General features: G+C 71.1%; 13 protein-coding genes. 4 read left to right on the top strand and 9 right to left on the bottom strand.

The genetic code is table 11. The annotated features are described in order from the left end of the window. Positions 1-27: 27 nt before the first annotated feature. The 6 genes from ACIP79_RS25135 to ACIP79_RS25110 all read right to left on the bottom strand — a co-directional run bounded on the left by ACIP79_RS25135 (position 28) and on the right by ACIP79_RS25110 (position 6,168). On the bottom strand, positions 28-1,143 hold the full coding sequence (locus ACIP79_RS25135; RefSeq protein ID WP_401226830.1) for an LOG family protein: 1,116 nt from the start codon (positions 1,141-1,143) through the stop codon (positions 28-30). Between the two features lie 172 nt (positions 1,144-1,315). Then, the gene (locus ACIP79_RS25130; protein WP_401226828.1) at positions 1,316-1,723 is read right to left on the bottom strand and encodes a VOC family protein; all 408 of its coding nucleotides are present in this window, start codon (positions 1,721-1,723) and stop codon (positions 1,316-1,318) included. 112 nt (positions 1,724-1,835) lie between these two features. Continuing rightward, entirely contained in the window at positions 1,836-3,269 is a 1,434-nt protein-coding gene (locus tag ACIP79_RS25125; protein ID WP_401226827.1) for a hypothetical protein, read from the bottom strand. Then, complete coding sequence (locus tag ACIP79_RS25120) at positions 3,251-3,988, bottom strand: ABC transporter ATP-binding protein (protein ID WP_401226825.1); 738 nt, start codon at positions 3,986-3,988, stop codon at positions 3,251-3,253. The genes ACIP79_RS25125 and ACIP79_RS25120 overlap by 19 nt, the downstream gene beginning before the upstream one ends. Before the next feature lie 276 nt (positions 3,989-4,264). After that, the gene (locus ACIP79_RS25115) at positions 4,265-5,647 is read right to left on the bottom strand and encodes an aspartate aminotransferase family protein (RefSeq protein WP_383681711.1); all 1,383 of its coding nucleotides are present in this window, start codon (positions 5,645-5,647) and stop codon (positions 4,265-4,267) included. Then, complete coding sequence (locus tag ACIP79_RS25110) at positions 5,632-6,168, bottom strand: Lrp/AsnC family transcriptional regulator (protein WP_401226824.1); 537 nt, start codon at positions 6,166-6,168, stop codon at positions 5,632-5,634. The genes ACIP79_RS25115 and ACIP79_RS25110 overlap by 16 nt, the downstream gene beginning before the upstream one ends. A 196-nt stretch (positions 6,169-6,364) precedes the next feature. Between ACIP79_RS25110 and ACIP79_RS25105 the strand changes: the two genes are divergently transcribed. Beyond that, a complete protein-coding gene (locus ACIP79_RS25105; RefSeq protein WP_401226822.1) occupies positions 6,365-7,813 on the top strand; it encodes a gamma-aminobutyraldehyde dehydrogenase in 1,449 nt (482 codons plus the stop codon). Positions 7,814-8,202: 389 nt separating this feature from the next. Beyond that, on the top strand, positions 8,203-9,411 hold the full coding sequence (locus ACIP79_RS25100) for a PotD/PotF family extracellular solute-binding protein (RefSeq protein ID WP_401227030.1): 1,209 nt from the start codon (positions 8,203-8,205) through the stop codon (positions 9,409-9,411). Between the two features lie 85 nt (positions 9,412-9,496). Here ACIP79_RS25100 and ACIP79_RS25095 read toward each other — a convergent pair whose 3' ends face one another. Further along, on the bottom strand, positions 9,497-10,258 hold the full coding sequence (locus ACIP79_RS25095) for a hypothetical protein (protein WP_401226821.1): 762 nt from the start codon (positions 10,256-10,258) through the stop codon (positions 9,497-9,499). A gap of 147 nt (positions 10,259-10,405) precedes the next feature. Between ACIP79_RS25095 and ACIP79_RS25090 the strand changes: the two genes are divergently transcribed. Further along, positions 10,406-13,417, top strand: coding sequence for an ABC transporter substrate-binding protein (locus ACIP79_RS25090; RefSeq protein ID WP_401226819.1), 3,012 nt, complete (start codon positions 10,406-10,408; stop codon positions 13,415-13,417). A 134-nt stretch (positions 13,418-13,551) separates the two neighbouring features. Here ACIP79_RS25090 and ACIP79_RS25085 read toward each other — a convergent pair whose 3' ends face one another. Then, positions 13,552-14,979: a cellulose binding domain-containing protein gene (locus tag ACIP79_RS25085; RefSeq protein ID WP_401226818.1), complete on the bottom strand. Its 1,428-nt coding sequence runs from the start codon at positions 14,977-14,979 to the stop codon at positions 13,552-13,554. Between the two features lie 48 nt (positions 14,980-15,027). Next, the gene (locus tag ACIP79_RS25080) at positions 15,028-16,542 is read right to left on the bottom strand and encodes a beta-N-acetylhexosaminidase (protein WP_401226816.1); all 1,515 of its coding nucleotides are present in this window, start codon (positions 16,540-16,542) and stop codon (positions 15,028-15,030) included. Positions 16,543-16,961: 419 nt separating this feature from the next. Between ACIP79_RS25080 and ACIP79_RS25075 the strand changes: the two genes are divergently transcribed. Beyond that, complete coding sequence (locus tag ACIP79_RS25075; RefSeq protein ID WP_401226815.1) at positions 16,962-17,801, top strand: GntR family transcriptional regulator; 840 nt, start codon at positions 16,962-16,964, stop codon at positions 17,799-17,801. Positions 17,802-17,906: the final 105 nt, after the last annotated feature.

Raw genomic sequence — 17,906 nt, 5'->3', positions numbered from 1 at the left:
TGCCAAGGCGTTGCCTTTACCTTGTCGTTAACCGCCGAGACGTTTGAGCGCCGCCGGAGCATCCTCGATACGGTCAACGAGGGCGATTCTGGACTCCATCGCGCGCTCCCTCGCCAGCGACCGGAGGAGCGGCCAAGTGGGGTGCTTCTCGGTCCAGTGGGCCTCGTTCACGAGGACCATGGGCGTCGGCTCGCCACGGGACTCGTAGTAGTTCGGCGTCGCGTTGTCGAAGATCTCCTGTACGGTCCCGGCGGCGCCCGGCAGGAAGACGACCCCAGCGTTGCAGCGGGCCAGCAGGCCGTCCTCGCGGGTCGCGTTGGCGAAGTACTTGGCGATGTGCGCGGCGAAGGCGTTCGGCGGCTCGTGGCCGTAGAACCAGGTGGGGATACCGACCGAGGCGCCTCCCGCCGGCCAGCGCTCGCGTACGGCGAAGGCGGCGCGCGCCCAGTCGGTCACCGAGGGCACGAACGACGGTGTCCGCGCGAGGAGTTCGAGCGCCCCGGCGAGCATCCCGTCGTCGAAGGGGGCCGCGTAGGCGCCCAGGTTCGCCGCCTCCATCGCGCCGGGGCCGCCACCGGTGGCGACCGTGAGACCGGCGCGCGCCAGCTCGCGGCCCAGGCGCGCCGCCCCCTCGTACGCGAGTGTGCCGCGCGCCATCGCGTGGCCGCCCATCACGCCCACCACCCGTGCGCCGACGAGGAGTTCGTCGAGCGCGTCGGAGACCGAGTCGTCGTGGACCGCGCGCAGCATCGACGCGAATATGTCGCCGTCCGCCTTGGTCCGCTGGAACCAGGCGTAGGCGCCCGCGTCCGGCGTCGTCTCGTAACCCGCGTCCAGGCCGGCGAAGAGTTCGGCGGGGGAGTAGAGCAGGCCGCGGTACGGGTCGAAGGGCAGGCCGGGGACGGGCGGGAAGACCAGCGCGCCCGTGCCGCGTATCGTCGCCGCCGCGCCGGGGTCCATCGGGCACCCGAGGAAGACGGCGCCCGTGGTGTCGACGGCCAGCAGGTCCGCCGTACGGCCCGTCAGATCGACGGCCTGGACACGGAACCGGGCGAGTGAACCGTGGGTCGAGACGATCTCGTCGAACTCGGCGAGAGACTCGATCTCACGGTCGTGGGAAGCATGGAGAGAGGTCGGCTGCACGCGGCCATGCTAGGCACACGGGCGGCGGGGTTCGCAGGCGTCCCGTGAACAGAGGCCCCCGATGGGGGACTTCGGGTTGCCCTGGGCCGCCGCCGTCGTACGGTTGGGCGGCGGCCCTGGGCGGTCGTCGTTGGTACGAGTGGGGCGGCCCTGGGCGGCCGGGTGCGCGGGATCAGCCCTGGACCGCCGCCGGGTCCATCCACATGATCTCCCAGGTGTGGCCGTCCGGGTCGTCGAAGGCGCGGCCGTACATGAAACCGTGGTCCTGGGTCTCGCCGGTGGCCGAACCGCCCGCCGCGATGGCGTTGTCGACGAGTTCGTCGACCTTCTCGCGGCTCTCCGCGCTCAGACACAGCAGCACCTCGCTGGTCTTGGTGGCGTCCGCGATCTCCTTCTTCGTGAAGTCGGAGTAGCGCTGCTTGCTCAGCATCATCGCGACGATCGTGTCGCTGATCACCACGCAGGCGCAGTCGTCCGTCGAGAACTGCGGGTTGATCGTGTACCCGAGTTCGGTGAAGAACTTCCTGGAGGTGTCGACGTCGGTGACGGCGAGGTTCACGAAGATCATCTGCTGGTACATGTCCAGGTCTCCCAGTCGGTCCGGTACGGCGCTCTGTGGTGCCGTTCGCAGGGATAGACCCGGGGTCCGCGCGGAACTCATCGCTCGGCGCGGACTTTTCTCCCCCGGGCGGTCAGCGGACCAGCGGAAGCGCGGCGAGTTCGGCGACCGCCCAGGTCAGCGGGCCGAACACCGCGAGCAGGGCGCCGACGCGCAGGGCGGCGGCGCTCCGCAGCATCGTCACGGGCGCGCCCAGCCGCAGCAGCGCGGCGGTGGTGTCCGCGCGCGCCTGCCTGGCCTCCAGGGCCGCCGTCGCCAGGGTCAGGACGGTGCACCCCGCGACCACCAGGCCGCCGAGGGTGGTCAGCGGACCGAAGTCGGGGCGCGTGCCGGTGTAGAGCGTCGCCACCGCGTAGCCGCCCGACGCGACCGCGCACACCACGCCGAGCGGCTGCCCGATCCGCCGGGCCTCCGCCTGGAGGACCCGCCCGGCGAGCAGTCGCAGCGCGCCCGGCCGCACCGCCTGGAGCAGCCGCCCGCAGGCGTACGTGATCGCCGGCCCGGCCAGCGCGAGGCCCACGGCGGTCAGCGCCCAGCCGATCAGCACTCCCGCGGGACCGCCCGCGAATCCGCCCGGCAGAGCGAGCCCGGGAGCCGAGCCCGAACGGCTCGCGTACGTCTCCACGGCGAGGCCCGCGGCGAGTACGGCGGCGCCCCAGGGGAGGCCGCCAGGGGCGCTCTGGGTGGGCGGCGGCAGCTCGGGGAGCTGGCGGAGCCGCGCCGAGTCCGGGGGGCCGTCGCCGTCGTCGGGCGCCGGGTGGCCGTCGGAACGTTCGTATCCCGCGGTGTCGTCCGCGGAGGGGTCGGAGAGGTCGGCGAGGTCGTAGGCGGTGGCGTTCCCGGCGGGGGCGGGCCGGTCGTACGCCCGTGTCTCCTTCGCGGCGTGCGCGCGCCGCGTGTGCCGGGGCGCGTCCCCCTCGGCGCGCGCCGGAGCGACGCTCACCGCGGTCGTCGCCGCGCGCGCGGCCGGCCAAGCGCTCCCGAAGCGCACCGACGTGGTCCGCGGACGCAGGACCACCGCGCTCGCCGCCGAGGCCGAGATCGGCACCAGCGCGAGCAGGGTCAGCGCGGCGGGCAGCGGGAGGGGCCGGTCCGCGGCGAGGAACTCCGCCGCCGCCCCGTCGAAGGGCATGCCCGTCAGGTCTCCACGCAGGTGCAGGAAGAAGAGCAGGGCGAGCATCGAACCCAGGACGGTGGACAGGGAGGTGGTGACCGCCGAGACGGCCATCAGGCGGCCGGGGCCCAGGCCGATCGCCGAGAGGCCGGGGCGCGGGCGGGTGGCCGGGTCGGCGCGGGCGACCGCGACCGCGAAGTACACCGTGGCGGCCAGCGGAGCCACGCACCAGGTCAGGCGGAGCACCGAGGCCGTCGAGGCGTCCGGGTGCGCCATCGCGTACCCCAGCGTGCACAGCAGCAGGAAGCCGGTGCCCGCCGACGCGGCGGTGACCAGGAACCGGCGCAGCTGGACGAGGGGGTGGGCCCCGCGGGCTAGACGGAGAGCGAGCACGCGGGCCGGCCTTCCGTCTCGGTGACCGGGGGCAGGTGGACGGTGTTCACGCGCCGCCCGTCCAGGAGCGAGACCGTGCGGTCGGCGAGCGCCGCGGTCTCCGCGTCGTGCGTGGCGAGGATGACGGTGATGCCGTGCGAACGGGCCGCCGTGGTGAGCGTACGCAGCACATGGGCGCGGTCGGCACGGTGCAGCGAGGCGGTCGGCTCGTCGGCGAAGAGCACGGTGGGCGCGGGGACGAGCGCGCGGGCGACGGCGACGCGCTGGCGCTCGGCCTGGAGAAGGGCGTGCGGGCGCTTGCGGGCGCAGCCGCCGATGTCGAGGCGCTCCAGCCACTCCAGGGCAGCGGTCTTGGCGGCCCGGCGTCCGCAGCCGCGCAGCATCAGGGGCAGCGCGGCGTTCTCCCAGGCGTTCAGCTCCGGGACGAGGACCGGGACCGGGTCGATCCAGCCGAAATGGTTGCGGCGCAGCCGTTCGCGGGCGAGCTGACCCATGGTGTGCACGGGCGTGCTGTTGAACCAGACCTCGCCCTGGCCCGTCGGCAGCTGGCCCGACAGGCACCGCAGCAGGGTCGTCTTGCCGCTGCCGCGCGGGCCGCCGACGGCGAGGATCTCGCCCTCCCGGACGCCGAGCGAGACACCGCTGAGCGCGGGCGAGCCGTCGTGCTTGACGTGCAGGGCGCGTGCCCAGAGCACGTCGTTGTCAGGCGGGGCCACCATCGCGTACACCTCGGTTCAGATCTGATTTGCCTAGTCCTGGTCCCCCGGTCGGGGGAACGAAGACAGGGCCGATCGGTCACTGGGCACGCTAGGGAACCGGGGACGGGAGGCCGGACAGCACGCGGCCCCGGGCGGCCCATTCTCACTCGAACGGGCGGCACCGGGGCCGGTGTTGATCACAGGTTCAGCTCATCGGAGCGCGCCGGTGGGTCGGAGCGCTCCGACCGACCGGAGTTCCGAGCCCGGAGTCCCGAGCCCGGAGTCCCGAGCCCGGGGTCAGAGCTTCGCCCACGCCTCCGTCAGCACCTGACGGACGATCCCCTCGATCTCGTCGAAGGTCGACTGGTCGGAGATCAGCGGCGGGGACAGCTGGATGACCGGGTCACCGCGGTCGTCGGCGCGGCAGTAGAGGCCGTACTCGAAGAGCTTCTTGGAGACGAAGCCGTAGAGCACGCGCTCCGATTCCTCGTCCGTGAAGGTCTCCTTGGTGGCCTTGTCCTTCACCAGCTCGATGCCGTAGAAGAAGCCGTTGCCGCGGACGTCGCCGACGATCGGCAGGTCGTGCAGCTTCTGGAGGGTCTGGAGGAAGTTCGCCTCGTTGTCCAGCACGTGCTGGTTGAGGTTCTCGCGCTCGAAGATGTCGAGGTTGGCGAGTGCCACGGCCGCGGAGACCGGGTGGCCGCCGAAGGTGTAGCCGTGCAGGAAGGTGTTGTCACCCTTGTAGAACGGCTCGGCGACGCGGTCCGAGACGATGGTGGCGCCGATCGGGGAGTAGCCCGAGGTCATGCCCTTGGCGCAGGTGATGATGTCCGGGACGTAGTCGAACTTGTCGCAGGCGAACATCGTGCCGAGCCGGCCGAAGGCGCAGATGACCTCGTCCGAGACGAGCAGCACGTTGTACTTGTCGCAGATCTCGCGCACGCGCTGGAAGTAGCCGGGGGGCGGCGGGAAGCAGCCGCCCGCGTTCTGCACCGGCTCCAGGAAGACCGCGGCGACGGTCTCCGGGCCCTCGAAGAGGATCTCCTGCTCGATCTGGTCGGCGGCCCAGCGGCCGAACGCCACCGGGTCGTCGCCGTGGATCGAGGCGCGGTAGATGTTGGTGTTCGGGACCTTGTGCGCGCCGGGAACCAGCGGCTCGAAGGGTGCCTTGAGGGCCGGCAGGCCGGTGATGGACAGGGCGCCCTGCGGGGTGCCGTGGTAAGCGACCGCGCGCGAGATGACCTTGTACTTCGTGTGGTTGCCGGTGAGCTTGTGGTACTGCTTCGCCAGCTTCCACGCGGTCTCCACGGCCTCGCCGCCGCCGGTGGAGAAGAACACCTTGTTCAGGTCGCCCGGCGCGTAGTGCGCGAGGCGTTCCGCGAGCTCGACGGCCTTGGGGTGGGCGTAGGACCAGATCGGGAAGAAGGCCAGCTGCTGCGCCTGCTTGAACGCCGTCTCCGCGAGTTCCGTGCGGCCGTGGCCCGCCTGGACCACGAACAGGCCCGCGAGACCGTCGAGGTAGCGCTTGCCCTTGTCGTCGTAGATGTAGGTGCCCTCACCACGCACGATGGTGGGAACGGGCGCGTTCTCGTACGAGGACATGCGGGTAAAGTGCATCCACAGGTGGTCGTACGCGGTCTTGCTGAGGTCCTTGGTGCTCACGGCTATCGGGTTCCCCACATGTAGGTCTGTTTCTTGAGCTTGAGGTAGACGAAGCTCTCGGTGGAGCGCACTCCGGACAGCGCCCGGATGCGTTTGTTGATGACGTCCAGCAGGTGGTCGTCGTCCTCGCAGACGACTTCTACGAGGAGGTCGAACGAGCCCGCGGTCATCACCACGTACTCGACTTCCGCCATCGCGGTCAGGGCGTCCGCGACAGGTTCCAGATCACCCTCCACGTTGATGCCGACCATCGCCTGCCGGCGGAAGCCCACGGTGAGCGGGTCCGTGACGGCCACGATCTGCATCACGCCCTGGTCGAGCAGCTTCTGGACGCGCTGGCGCACGGCCGCCTCGGAGAGGCCGACGGCCTTGCCGATCGCGGCGTACGGGCGCCGTCCGTCCTGCTGGAGCTGCTCGATGATGGCGAGGGAGACGGTGTCCAACGAAGGACTGCCGTTCCTGGACTCGGTCCTGGACTCGGTCCTGGTCCCGGTCCTGGACTCGCGGGAGTCCCTGGGGTCTGCGCTTCGACTGGCCACGCTTTCACTGTGCCCGACGGTTCGACGGATCCGCAAGGTCGCGGCGATGAAATTCGTTGTTTACGGGTGCGAGTCTTGCGGATTTCGCAGTTCTGGGGCGATCGGGGGTGTTGAAAACGTGGGTGCACGGATTAGGGTGGGTGTCTCAGCGTATGGACACCTGAGGTCAACGGACACCCAACCTGGAGGGCCGGCAGTGAGCACCGAGCTGCGTCGTCTGCGCAACTACATCGATGGTGAGTTCCGGGATGCCGCCGACGGGCGGACCACCGAGGTCGTCAACCCCGCGACCGGTGCGGCGTACGCGACGGCGCCGCTGTCCGGCGGGGCGGACGTGGACGCCGCGATGGCCGCCGCCGCCGCGGCCTTCCCGGCCTGGCGCGACCAGACGCCCGCCGAGCGGCAGCGCGCGCTCCTGAAGATCGCGGACGCGTTCGAGGAGCGGGCCGAGGAGCTGATCGCGGCCGAGGTGGAGAACACCGGCAAGCCGATCGGGCTCACCCGCTCCGAGGAAATCCCGCCGATGGTCGACCAGATCCGCTTCTTCGCGGGCGCCGCCCGGATGCTGGAGGGACGCAGCGCCGGCGAGTACATGGAGGGTCTGACCTCCATCGTGCGCCGCGAGCCCATCGGGGTCTGCGCGCAGGTCGCGCCGTGGAACTATCCGATGATGATGGCGGTGTGGAAGTTCGCCCCCGCGCTCGCGGCCGGCAACACCGTCGTCCTGAAGCCGTCGGACACCACGCCCGCCTCCACCGTCCTGATCGCCGAGATCATCGGCTCCATCGTCCCCAAGGGCGTCTTCAACGTCATCTGCGGGGACCGCGACACCGGCCGCGCGATGGTCGAGCACCCGACCCCGGCGATGGCCTCCATCACCGGTTCGGTGCGCGCGGGCATCTCGGTCGCCGAGTCGGCGTCCAAGGACGTCAAGCGGGTCCACCTGGAGCTGGGCGGCAAGGCTCCGGTCGTGGTCTTCGGGGACCTCGACAGTGCGGCCATCGCCAAGGCCGTCGAGGACATCTCGGTGGCGGGCTTCTTCAACGCCGGCCAGGACTGTACGGCCGCGACCCGTGTGCTGGTCCAGGAGGGCATCCACGACGAGTTCGTGGCCGCGCTCGCCAAGGCCGCCGCGGAGACGAAGACCGGGCAGCCGGACGACGAGGACGTGCTGTACGGCCCGCTGAACAACCCGAACCAGCTCAAGCAGGTCTCCGGGTTCATCGAGCGCCTCCCCGCCCACGCGAAGGTCGAGACGGGCGGCCACCGGGTCGGCGAGACGGGCTACTTCTACGCGCCGACCGTCGTGTCGGGCCTGAAGCAGGACGACGAGATCATCCAGAACGAGGTCTTCGGCCCGGTCATCACCGTCCAGTCCTTCACGGACGAGGCGCAGGCGATCGAGTGGGCGAACGGCGTCGAGTTCGCCCTCGCCTCCTCGGTGTGGACGAAGGACCACGGGCGGGCGATGCGCATGTCGAAGTCCCTCGACTTCGGCTGCGTGTGGATCAACACCCACATCCCGCTGGTCGCCGAGATGCCGCACGGCGGCTTCAAGAAGTCCGGCTACGGCAAGGACCTTTCGGCGTACGGGTTCGACGACTACACGCGGATCAAGCACGTGATGACGTCGCTGGACGCGTAGCCTGGCGGGGCGCCTCATGGTTGCTCTGAGGTGCCGTACGTCGAGAGCGCGGCCCCGGACGGGAGTTGATCCGTCCGGGGCCGCGCGGTTTTTCCCGCGCGATGGTCTGGAGGGCCTGGCGGCGTGGGTGAGTGAGGCGGCTTCTCGGGAGGGTGGCCGGGGGCGGCTGGGGTGGCCGTGGTGGCGTGTCCGGGGTGGCCGGGGTGGGGTGTCCGGGCGGGTCGGGGTTTCCGGTGGGGTGCTCTTCAGCGGGCGGGGTCTTTCGGGTGCCGCCCGGCGCCGGTTGCGTACGAACTGATCGACAGGGTGTCGGGTCGGTGCCCGAGCGCTCGACGCAGCGTCCATTGTTCCGGTCGGGACGGTCGCGGCATGCTGCCCGGGTGCCAGTGATTCGCAGGACCTCGCCCTCTCCGGCCACGAACCGCGCCGCCTCGCTGTCCCGCCGGTCCCTGCTGCGCGCCGTGGGCGGCGGCGCGGCGCTCGGCGCCCTGGCGGGGTGCGGGGTGCCCGCCGCGTACGTGGCGCCGGGCGACCGGGCCGGCGCCGACCTGTCCGGCCGTGACAGACGGCTGACGTGGGCGAACTGGCCGCTCTACATCGACACGGACGACGAGGACTCGACGAAGCGGCCGACGCTGGACGCCTTCGAGAAGAGCACCGGGATCTCGGTCGACTACGTCGAGGAGATCAACGACAACGACGAGTTCTTCGGCAAGATCAGCCCGTCCCTGATGAACCACCAGCAGACCGGCCGCGACCTCATCGTCATCAGCGACTGGATGTGCGCGCGCTTCGTCCGCCTCGGCTGGGTCCAGGAGATGGACCGGTCCAGGCAGCCGAACGTCACCAAGTACCTTGACCCGCTGCTGAGTTCGCCTGCCTTCGACCCCGGTCGCAAATCCACGGTGCCGTGGCAGTCGGGGATCACCGGCATCGCGTACAACCGCCGCAAGGTCGGCCGCGAGATCAGGCACGTCTCCGATCTGTGGGCGGACGACCTCAAGGGCCGGGTCACCCTCCTGTCCGGCCTGGACGAGGCCTTCGCGCTGCTGATGCAGGGCAACGGCGTCGACATCACCAAGTGGACGGCGGACGACTTCCACCGGGTCTGCGATCAGGTCGAGAAGTACGTGCACAGCGGCCAGATCCGGCGCTTCACCGGCAACGACTACATCAAGGACCTCTCCAGCGGCGACGTCCTGGCGTGTCAGGCGTACTCCGGTGACGTCATCCAACTCCAGGCCGACGACCCGGACATCCGCTTCGTCGTCCCCGAGGAGGGCGCCGAACTGTGGGCCGAGTCCCTGATGATCCCCAACCTGGCCCGCCACAAGGCCAACGCGGAGGAGCTCGTCGACTACTACTACCAGCCCGAGGTCGCCGCGGAACTGGCCGCCTGGGTCAACTACGTCTGCCCCGTCCCCGCCGCCCAGGACGTCCTCGCCTCCTCCAAGGACGAGGACACCGCCGCCCTCGCCGAGGACCCGCTGATCTTCCCCGACTCCACCATGCGCAAGCGCCTCGCGATCGCCCGCGACATCGAGTCCACGGAACGCACGGAGTTCGCGAAGCGGTGGAACGCGATCGCGGGGCTTTAGGGGGGCAGGGCTTCAGCGGAGACCGGGCTTCAGCGGGGCGGGGCTATAGCGGAGGCGGGGCTTCAGCGGGGGCGGGCTCACCCGCTCACGGGTTTGTGGGACGCCTCGCGCAGTAGGTCGGGCCGCCGAGGCCGGCGACGTCCAGGATGGAGTCCTCCGTCAGCTGAATGTCGTCCTCGCGCGGGCAGTTGCCGTCCAGGTCGGGTTGGCCGACGATCCTGACGTCGGGCAACGTCTCCCCCTCGCAGGGGACTTCCTCGTACTGGTCGGCCGGGCCCGAGGTCCACAGGCAGTCGCCGACGCGGATCTCCATGCCGCCTCCGCCCGGGTCGCCGGGGTGCGGGGCCCTGAGGTTGCGGACGCAGGCGTAGCCCACGCCGTTCACGTACTGGGCGTAGTCACGTGGGCCCGCGAGTTCCGGTCCGCCGGCGTCGCTGATGCCGAGCACGTCGTCCGTGGGGCCGGGACAGTCGATGTAGGTGTTCTGGGTGGTCCTCTCCTCGGCGCGCTTGAGGACCTTGCCCATGGCGTCGGGGTCGTCGCAGGCCACCTCCTCGACACGACCCGGCGCGCTGCCCGTCACCGATCCGTAGCAGTCGCCCTCGGCCATCAGCACGGTGTCGCTGTCGGTGTACGGCGACTCGGGCGGACCGCTCGACGGCGTTCCGGTCCCGGTTCCCGTTCCGGTACTTGTTCCCGTTCCCGTCCCGGTTCCGGTCGCGGCCGGGGTCGACACGGCGGGCGAGGACGACGCTCCACTCGCTCCGTCGCCGCCGTCCGAGCAGCCGACGGCCCACACCAGCACCGCCACGACGGCGGCAGCTCGTACGCCGTGCCCGAACCGCATCTCAAGGTCTCCCCGCCTCGGAGTTGCGGCCAGCATGGGACGTTCGCCTCGGTCACGCAAGCCCCGCCCCTCACCCGGGAACCGGTCAACTCGCTTTGTGCGTAGGTACATTGAGGTTGCCGAATGTGTGGGCGAGTGGGGGCGGGGATGCGCGGCACGATCCTGGACGGCCGGTACACGCTGACGGAGCGGATCGGCGCGGGCGGCATGGGCGTGGTGTGGCGCGCCGATGACGCGAGGCTCGAACGCGCTGTGGCCGTCAAGCTGTTGAGCCTGCCGCCGGGCACGGACGGTGACGAGCGGAAGCGGCTGCTCGCCATGTTCGGGCGGGAGGCGCGGGCCGCCGCCGCGCTGGACAGCTCCTACATCGTGCCGGTGTTCGACCACGGGACGGACGGTGAAGTCCCGTACCTGGTCATGCCGTTGCTCTCGGGCCTGACCGTGGGTGAGTTGCTGGCCGGAGGTCCGCTGCCGCCGGAGCGGGTCGCGGTGCTCGCGGCGCAGGTCTGCCGGGCGCTGGCGACCGCGCACCGGGCCGGCATCGTGCACCGCGACATCAAGCCGGCGAACGTGATGGTCACGGACGAGGGCATGGTGAAGGTGCTCGACTTCGGCATCGCCAAGTTCCTCGACGCGACGACCGGCGGCCGGCTCACCGTGACCGCCGACTCGCCCATCGGCACCCTGGCCTACATGGCGCCGGAGCGCTTCACCCGGGGCGCGGACGACGGCCGTACGGATGTGTACGCGCTGGGCTGCACGGTGTACGAGATGCTCACCGGCACGCCGCCCTTCGACGCGGTGTCGGCGCCCGCGCTGATGCACTGCCACGTGTACGAGACGCCGCCCAAGCCGTCGTCACGGCGCCCGGGACTCGCACCCGAGTGGGACGACCTGATGGGCCGGATGCTGGCGAAGCCGCCCAGGGAACGGCCGACCGCCGAGGAGGCACGGGCGGCGTTCGAGACACTGGCCCTGCCCGCGCCGCACCACCGCGAGCCTGCCACACCCGCACCCACACCCGGCTCAGGGTGCGGGGCAGGGTCTTTGGACCTGGTGGCGCCTGGCTCCCGGCCTCCGGATCACGCCGCGCCCGACGCCCCCTCCCCGGATCACGCCGCGCTTGCGCCCGGGTCCCCGGATCGCACCCCACCCAAGGCCTACTCCCCGGATCACCCCGCCCTCCCAACCCACGGCTCCGCCTCGGCCGCGTCGCAGAGCCCTGCCGACGTGGCCCCGGACCAGCGGCTCCCCGTACCCGGGCGACTCGCCACGGACGCCGGGCGGCCTCCCGGGTCCGACCCCACCTCGTACTTGCTGGCGCCGCCTCGCCCCGGGCATCCGCCCTCCGCTGCTCCGGCCGCCCGGCGTCGCAGGCGTCGCGTGGCGTGGCTCGGGGCCGGTGCGGTCGTCGCCGCGCTCGCGATCGTGCTGTCGGTCGTTCTGCCCTTCGGCGGAGGCGACGGCGACGACGGCGAGGAGGGCGGGGCGAAGGGCGGCCCCGGTGGGGCGAAGGGCGCGGCCGTGGCACCCGTGGCGAAGACCGAGACCCTGACGCTCGGTTCGGTCGCCGACTCCAGGGGCCCGGCACCGGCGGTGCGCTCCGCTCGCAAGGGCGGCACGGTCACGGTCCTCGAACCCGGCGGTATCACCACCGTGGACCCGGGCAACATGTGGTCCGGGTCCGACCGGTTGATCTCCCGCCTCGTGCACCGCAGCCTGACCGCCCTCAGAACCCAGCCCGACGGTTCCGTCCGCCTGGTGGGAGACCTCGCCGAGGACACCGGCCGGTCGGGCCTCGGCGGCCGTGACTGGACGTTCACCCTCAAGCCGGGCCTCACCTACAACGACGGATCACCCGTACGCGCCCAGGACTTCGCGTACGCGGTCGAGCGTGCCCTCGACCCCGACGAGTTCCCGATGGGCGACCGCACCCTGCGCGCTTTCCTGCTCGGTCCCGAGGACGCGGACGGCATCGGTGACGAGCACGAGATGCCGCCGGGCGTCATCGAGACCCCGGACGACCGCACGATCGTCTTCCATCTCGACGGCGCACACCCCGACTTCAACGTGGTCCTGGCAGGCCCCAACGGCGCACCGGTACCGGAGCGCGTCGCCGACATCTCCGGCACCTCGACACTCCTGCCGTCGACAGGGCCGTACCAGGTCGACTCCTTCACCGGCGCCAAGGACCTGACGCTCACCCGCAATCCGAAGTGGCGCGCGGACACGGACCCGGTGCGCACGGCGTACCCCGACCGCTACGAGATCACCGGCGCACTCACCCTCGACGAGATCAAGACCCGTGTCCGCGCGGGCGGTTCGCGCTCCGCCGTGATGACGTTCTCCGGTTCGCTGGACAAGGACGGGCTGGGCGCGGCGGACGGCGCCGCGGGCAGCGGCACGGTCCGTGTCACGTCACCGGCCCCCTATGTCCACGCGTACACCGTCGACACCGAGCGGGTACCGAAGCTGAAGGTCCGGCAGGCCATCGCCACCGCGTATCCGGCGGCGGACGTCCTGGCCGCGAGCGGCGAGGACGGCTTCGCCACGCACCACCTGATGCCGCCGGGCATCCCCGGTGCGCGCGACTTCGACCTGTACGGGGCCGGCGATCACGGGGATCCCGCCCGCGCCCGCGCGCTGCTCGCCGAGGCCGGTGAGACGGGCTACCCGCTTCTCCTCGCCTACGCGACGGCAGCCGACGAGGCGCGGGCGAAGGCGGTCAAGAAGGGCCTGGACAAGGCGGGTTTCCGGGTGACCCTGAAGAATGTGGACGTCTCCGACCTCTACGAGGGCGTGGGCGAGGGCGAGTACGACCTGGTCCGCCTGCCGATGAACGTCAGCGGTCTCCCGCTGGCGTCGGCGTACCTGCCGGACTCCTTCGACGGCCGCTTCACCTACCCGACCACCTCGAACTTCTCCCGGCTCGACAGCACGGCTGTCGACACCGCGATCGACGAGGCCAACGCGACGGCGGACCTGGCCGCCGCGGGCGAGAAGTGGTCCACCGTCGACCGCCGGGTGATGGAACAGGCGGCGGCCGTCCCGGTGTACGTGCCGGTGCGCACGTTCCTGCACAGCTCCAGGGTGAAGGGGCTCCAGGCGGACCTGGACGGCCTGTCGCCGCTCAACGCGTACGTGGCCGCGGCCGGGTGACCGGGCTACCGGCTGGCCGTGTGACCGGGGGAGGGCCACGCCGTCGGTGCGGGCGCGCCGACGTCGTGACCCTCCTGGCCCCGTCACCGGGGAGCCGGGAGCCGGACCCGGGACCCGGGACCCGGGACCCGGGATCAGCTGTTGGGGACGGTGTCCTGGAACGTCGTGCCGGAACCGCGGTACGTGGTCACCTTGGCGGCGACCTGGGCCGGCGTGAGTGCCTGGTCCTTGACGTGCAGGACGTAGTCGACCTGCTGGTCGTACGCCCGTGCCGTGGTGCTGGTCTGGCCCGCGAGGTCGATCAGCCACTGGTTGAAGTTGATGGACATGGGCCGTTCCGGCAGGTACGCGGCGTCATGGGTGCCGAACAGCGTGCCGTCGACGTAGTACTTGATACTGCTGTTGTCGATGGTCAGCACCAGGTCGTGCCAGCCGGCGTAGCTCTGGCGGCTCTCGGTGTGCTGGTTGACCGCCACCCACGGGTCGGCCTGGTAGGTCTCCCAGGACGTCGTGTAGAGGATGTTCGACGGCTCGCCCCAGCCGCCGTTGGGCAGGTACTCGAAGTCGTACTCGGCGTAGTCGTCCGCCAGCGGTGCCTTGAGGTCGTTGATGGTGAAGAACGTCTGGACGAGGTGGTCGCCGTCCGGGCCGTACTTGGGCGCGTCGTTGAACCTGACCCGGGCCGCGTAGGTGCCGTTCTTGAACTTGGTGGCCTTGGTGAGGATTTCGGTCTGCTCGGTGCTCGCTCCGGTGCCGGCGGTCGAGGTCTCCAGGTTCATGATCGAGTTGCCGCCCGTGGCGGAGAAGGTGACGTTCTCCGGTGCCCAGGTCGCGCCGGGTACGCCGGGGCCGCCCGAGTTGGAGCGCACGCTCCAGCCGTTGGCCGAGATCCTCGGGTCGGTGTGGCCGCTGTAGTTGAAGTCGTCGAACAGGGTGGCGCCGCCCGTCGGGGGGTCGGTCGGCGGGTCGGTGGGCGGGTCCGTAGGCTCGTTGCCCGCGGGGGCCTGCCCCCACACGGTGGTGCCGGACAGCTGCGCGGTGACCTTCGACCAGTCGCCGTACGAGGTCTGGGCGGCGCCGAAGGAGTAGTCGTCGCTCTGGTTCAGCGACGCCCACGTCGACTGATAGAAACGCAGCTGCATGTCGCCGGTGTCGGCGCCGGGGGCGAGCGAGCCGGCACCCGAGGTGAAGCCGATCTCCAGGTAGCGGTCGGCGGTGGCGGTCGGGTTGGCGAGCGTGCCGAAGACGCCGGTGACGTTGGCGCAGCCCTTGACGGCCCACGAGCAGGCGAAGCGGTAACTGGCGCTCGCCGAGTCGGCCTTGAAGTAGTACCTGACCTTCACGCCGCTCAACTGCACTGTGGTGGTACCGGTGTTGCGCACCTTGAACCAGGGTTCGCTCTGGTCGGCGCGGGCCCCGGTGGCGCTCGTACGATACTGGACGCTCAGTCCGTCGCCTGCCGCGGACGCGGTGGCCGGGAGTGCGGTGAGCGCGGCGGCGCCCATGGCCGCGGCGATGGCGGTGGCTGCCGCTGTGCGCAGCCTGTTCTTCGCGAATCTCATCGTTGTTCCTCTCCAGAACGGTGGGGGCTTCCCGGAACGGGACTCGGGTCAGGGGTGTCGCTCGACGCCGAGCGCGTCGAGCCGGGCCGTGTGCTCGGCGAGGCGGGAGCCGAAGTCGGCCCAGTCGCTCGCGCCGCTCCAGCCGCGGTCGGCGAGGGCGCACAGCCGCGGGTAGGTGAGGTACTCGATGTGCGCGGGCGTCGTGACGAACTCGGTCCAGAGCTGGGCCTGGGTGCCGAGAACCCGCCCGGCCGCCAGGTCGTCCGCGTCCTCGGGCACCGGGTCATGGGCGTGGACGGAGCGCAGGTCCACGACGCCTCCCGGCTGGGCCGGCGGCTCGTGCGGGGCGTCCGACTGGGCGTAGTCGAGGTAGGTGGCCCGGTGGTAGGCGCTGACGACGGGGTGGCCGCGGCGGGCCGCCGTCAGGGTGTGGGCGGGGTCGCGCCAGGTCATCACCGTGAAGTCGAGGGGCAGTTCGGCGCCCGTCTCGGCCCAGCCGACCGGACGGCGTCCGCGTTGGACCAGGAAGTCACCGATCCTGGCGAGGAACCAGCCGTGCAGGGACTCGGGGCTCGTCAGGCCCTGCGACACCGCTCGTTCGCGTGCGGCGACGCTCCGCGTCCACTCGGTGGTGGGGCACTCCTCGCCGCCGATGTGGATGTACGGCGAGGGGAAGACGTCCATGACCTCGTCGAGGACGGTACGGCAGAAGTCGAGCACCTCGTCGTGGACGCCGAGGACGGTGTCGCACACGCCCCAGCGGGTCCAGACGTCGAGGGCGCGTTCCGGGTGGTTGCCCAGGTGGGGATAGGCGGCGAGGGCGGCCCGTACGTGTCCGGGCATCTCGATCTCCGGCATGACGGTGACCCCGCGGGCCGCCGCGTACCGGACCAGGCCTTCGAGTTCGGCCCGCGTGTACGTCCCCCCGTGCGGGACACCGTCGAACGTGTCGCTGCCCGCCGGGCCGACCTGGGACCGCGCGCGGTGGCCGCCGACCTCGGTGAGCTTGGGGTAGGCGGCGACCGGCATGCGCCAGCCCTGGTCGTCGGTGAGGTGCAGATGGAACACGCTGATCTTGTGCAGGGCCAGCAGGTCGACGTATCTGCGCAGGTAGGAGACGGGCTGGAAGTGGCGTGCCACGTCCAGCATCGCGCCGCGCCAGGGGTGGCGCGGAACGTCGGTGATGTCGGCGCAGGGCAGCAGCCACCGCGTGCCGGGCCGCGGACTCTCCGACAGGGCCTGTGGAGGCAGGAGTTGACGGACCGTCTGGATGCCGCGGAGCAGGCCGGTCGGGCGGGCGGCGCGCAGCAGCACGGTGTGCGGGTCGACGGTGAGGGTGTATCCCTCCTCGCCCAGGTGGCCGAGTCCGGAGTCGAGGGCCAGGGTGAACTGCCCGTCCGGAGAGGGCGGCAGAGGTATTCCGGTGGCGGGGGCGAGCAGGGTCCGCAGGAGTTCCGCGGCCGGTTCGGCGCCCGCGCCGACGCGCAGCGCGGTGTCGTCGTCGAGGGTGAAGTGGCCCGGCCGGAACGCGGCTTCCGTGGGACGGGGTACGAGTGCGGGCATGGATCTTCTCCGGAACGGGGTTGTCGACGGGGTCGTCACGGGGGCGTCGTGCGGGAGGTCAGCTGGAACCGCCGCGGGCACCGGGCCCGGCGGTCGTCAGGGGCGGGGACACGCCCGCGAGCAGACGGAGCTTCATGGTTCACCTCGGGAAGACATGACCTGAGCACTTGACCACCTGACCAGTGAGGCTCACTGGACAGCTCGCGTGTCGACGTGTGGACGAAGGTGGCATAGACCAATCTGTGGCGTCAATCCCCTGTGCACACTGGGATATGACACATGCTCAGGCCGGAAGTCGGACGATCTCCCTCGGTGCTGGCTACACTGCGCCTGACCAAAAGGGCAGGAAAGAACGACAACTGGTCAACTGGTTCACCGGGTCACTGGTCAGTCGGGTTCCGCGGACGAGGGAGCACAGCATGAAGGCCGACGCACCAGGGGCGGTGCTCAAGCGGGAGCGGGTCCGCGACTTCCTCCTCGACCTCGTCGAGTCACATCGCCCGGGGGACGCCATCCCCTCCGAGCGCTCCCTCTGCGCCCAACTGGATGTGTCCCGCCCGACCCTGCGCGCGGCGGTCGACGAACTCGTCGCGGCCGGTCTGCTGGTACGGGAACACGGCCGCGGCATGTTCGTGGCACCCGCCAAGATCACCCAGGAACTCGTCTCCGGCCGCCAGACCATGGGGGTGCCCCAGGCCTCCGGGACCTGGTCGAGCCGCCTGCTGGAGTTCACCACCGTCCCGGCGGGCGCCCGTGTGGGCCGCAAGCTGCGCATGTCACCCGCCGCCGAGATCGTCTACGTGGCACGGCTGCGGCTGGTCGACGGCGCCCCGATGGCCATCGAGCACCTGCACATCAGGGCCGATCTGGTCCCCAGCCTGTCCGCGCAGGAGTTGGAGGACGGCGACCTGTACGAGCACCTGCGTGAACAGCACGGCGTGCACGTCCAGGAGGCGGTGCAGGCGATCGAGCCGACCGTCGTCACCCGGGCCGAGGCCGAACTGCTCGAAGTGCCCGAGTTCTCCCCGGCGTTGCTCTTCGAACGGCTCACCACGGACACCGCCGGCCGGCCCGTCGAGTACGTCCACTCGCTCTACCGAGGCGACCGCTACCGCATCGTCTCCCGGCTCACTCTCGGCCCCTCCGTCACGCAGCCGACGGCCCGCCTCGGGCACCACCCCGGCATCCCCCCGGGCGACTTCGCCCACCGCGACACCATCACGTCCTCCACCCGCGGGGACATCCAGTCGGCGCCGTGAGTCACGATGGCGAGCACACCCCCATGCCCCGCAGCACGTCGCCTACTGGGCGAAGGACCGGGCTCGGTCCAGGGTGGGCGTGGACCATCCGGTCCACGCCCCTCC

This window comes from Streptomyces sp. NPDC088747 (assembly GCF_044751025.1).
Taxonomy (GTDB): Bacteria; Actinomycetota; Actinomycetes; order Streptomycetales; family Streptomycetaceae; genus Streptomyces.
Note: the sequence above shows the minus strand (reverse complement) of the source record. Positions and strands in the feature narration are given on the sequence as shown.

Bases quoted from the DNA above. Each gene is read 5' to 3' on its own strand.
- ACIP79_RS25075 (WP_401226815.1), top strand. From the start codon at position 16,962: ATGAAGGCCGACGCACCAGGGGCGGTGCTCAAGCGGGAGCGGGTCCGC.
- ACIP79_RS25130 (WP_401226828.1), bottom strand. From the start codon at position 1,723: ATGTACCAGCAGATGATCTTCGTGAACCTCGCCGTCACCGACGTCGAC.
- ACIP79_RS25120 (WP_401226825.1), bottom strand. From the start codon at position 3,988: ATGGTGGCCCCGCCTGACAACGACGTGCTCTGGGCACGCGCCCTGCAC.
- ACIP79_RS25090 (WP_401226819.1), top strand. From the start codon at position 10,406: ATGCGCGGCACGATCCTGGACGGCCGGTACACGCTGACGGAGCGGATC.
- ACIP79_RS25085 (WP_401226818.1), bottom strand. From the start codon at position 14,979: ATGAGATTCGCGAAGAACAGGCTGCGCACAGCGGCAGCCACCGCCATC.
- ACIP79_RS25080 (WP_401226816.1), bottom strand. From the start codon at position 16,542: ATGCCCGCACTCGTACCCCGTCCCACGGAAGCCGCGTTCCGGCCGGGC.
- ACIP79_RS25095 (WP_401226821.1), bottom strand. From the start codon at position 10,258: ATGCGGTTCGGGCACGGCGTACGAGCTGCCGCCGTCGTGGCGGTGCTG.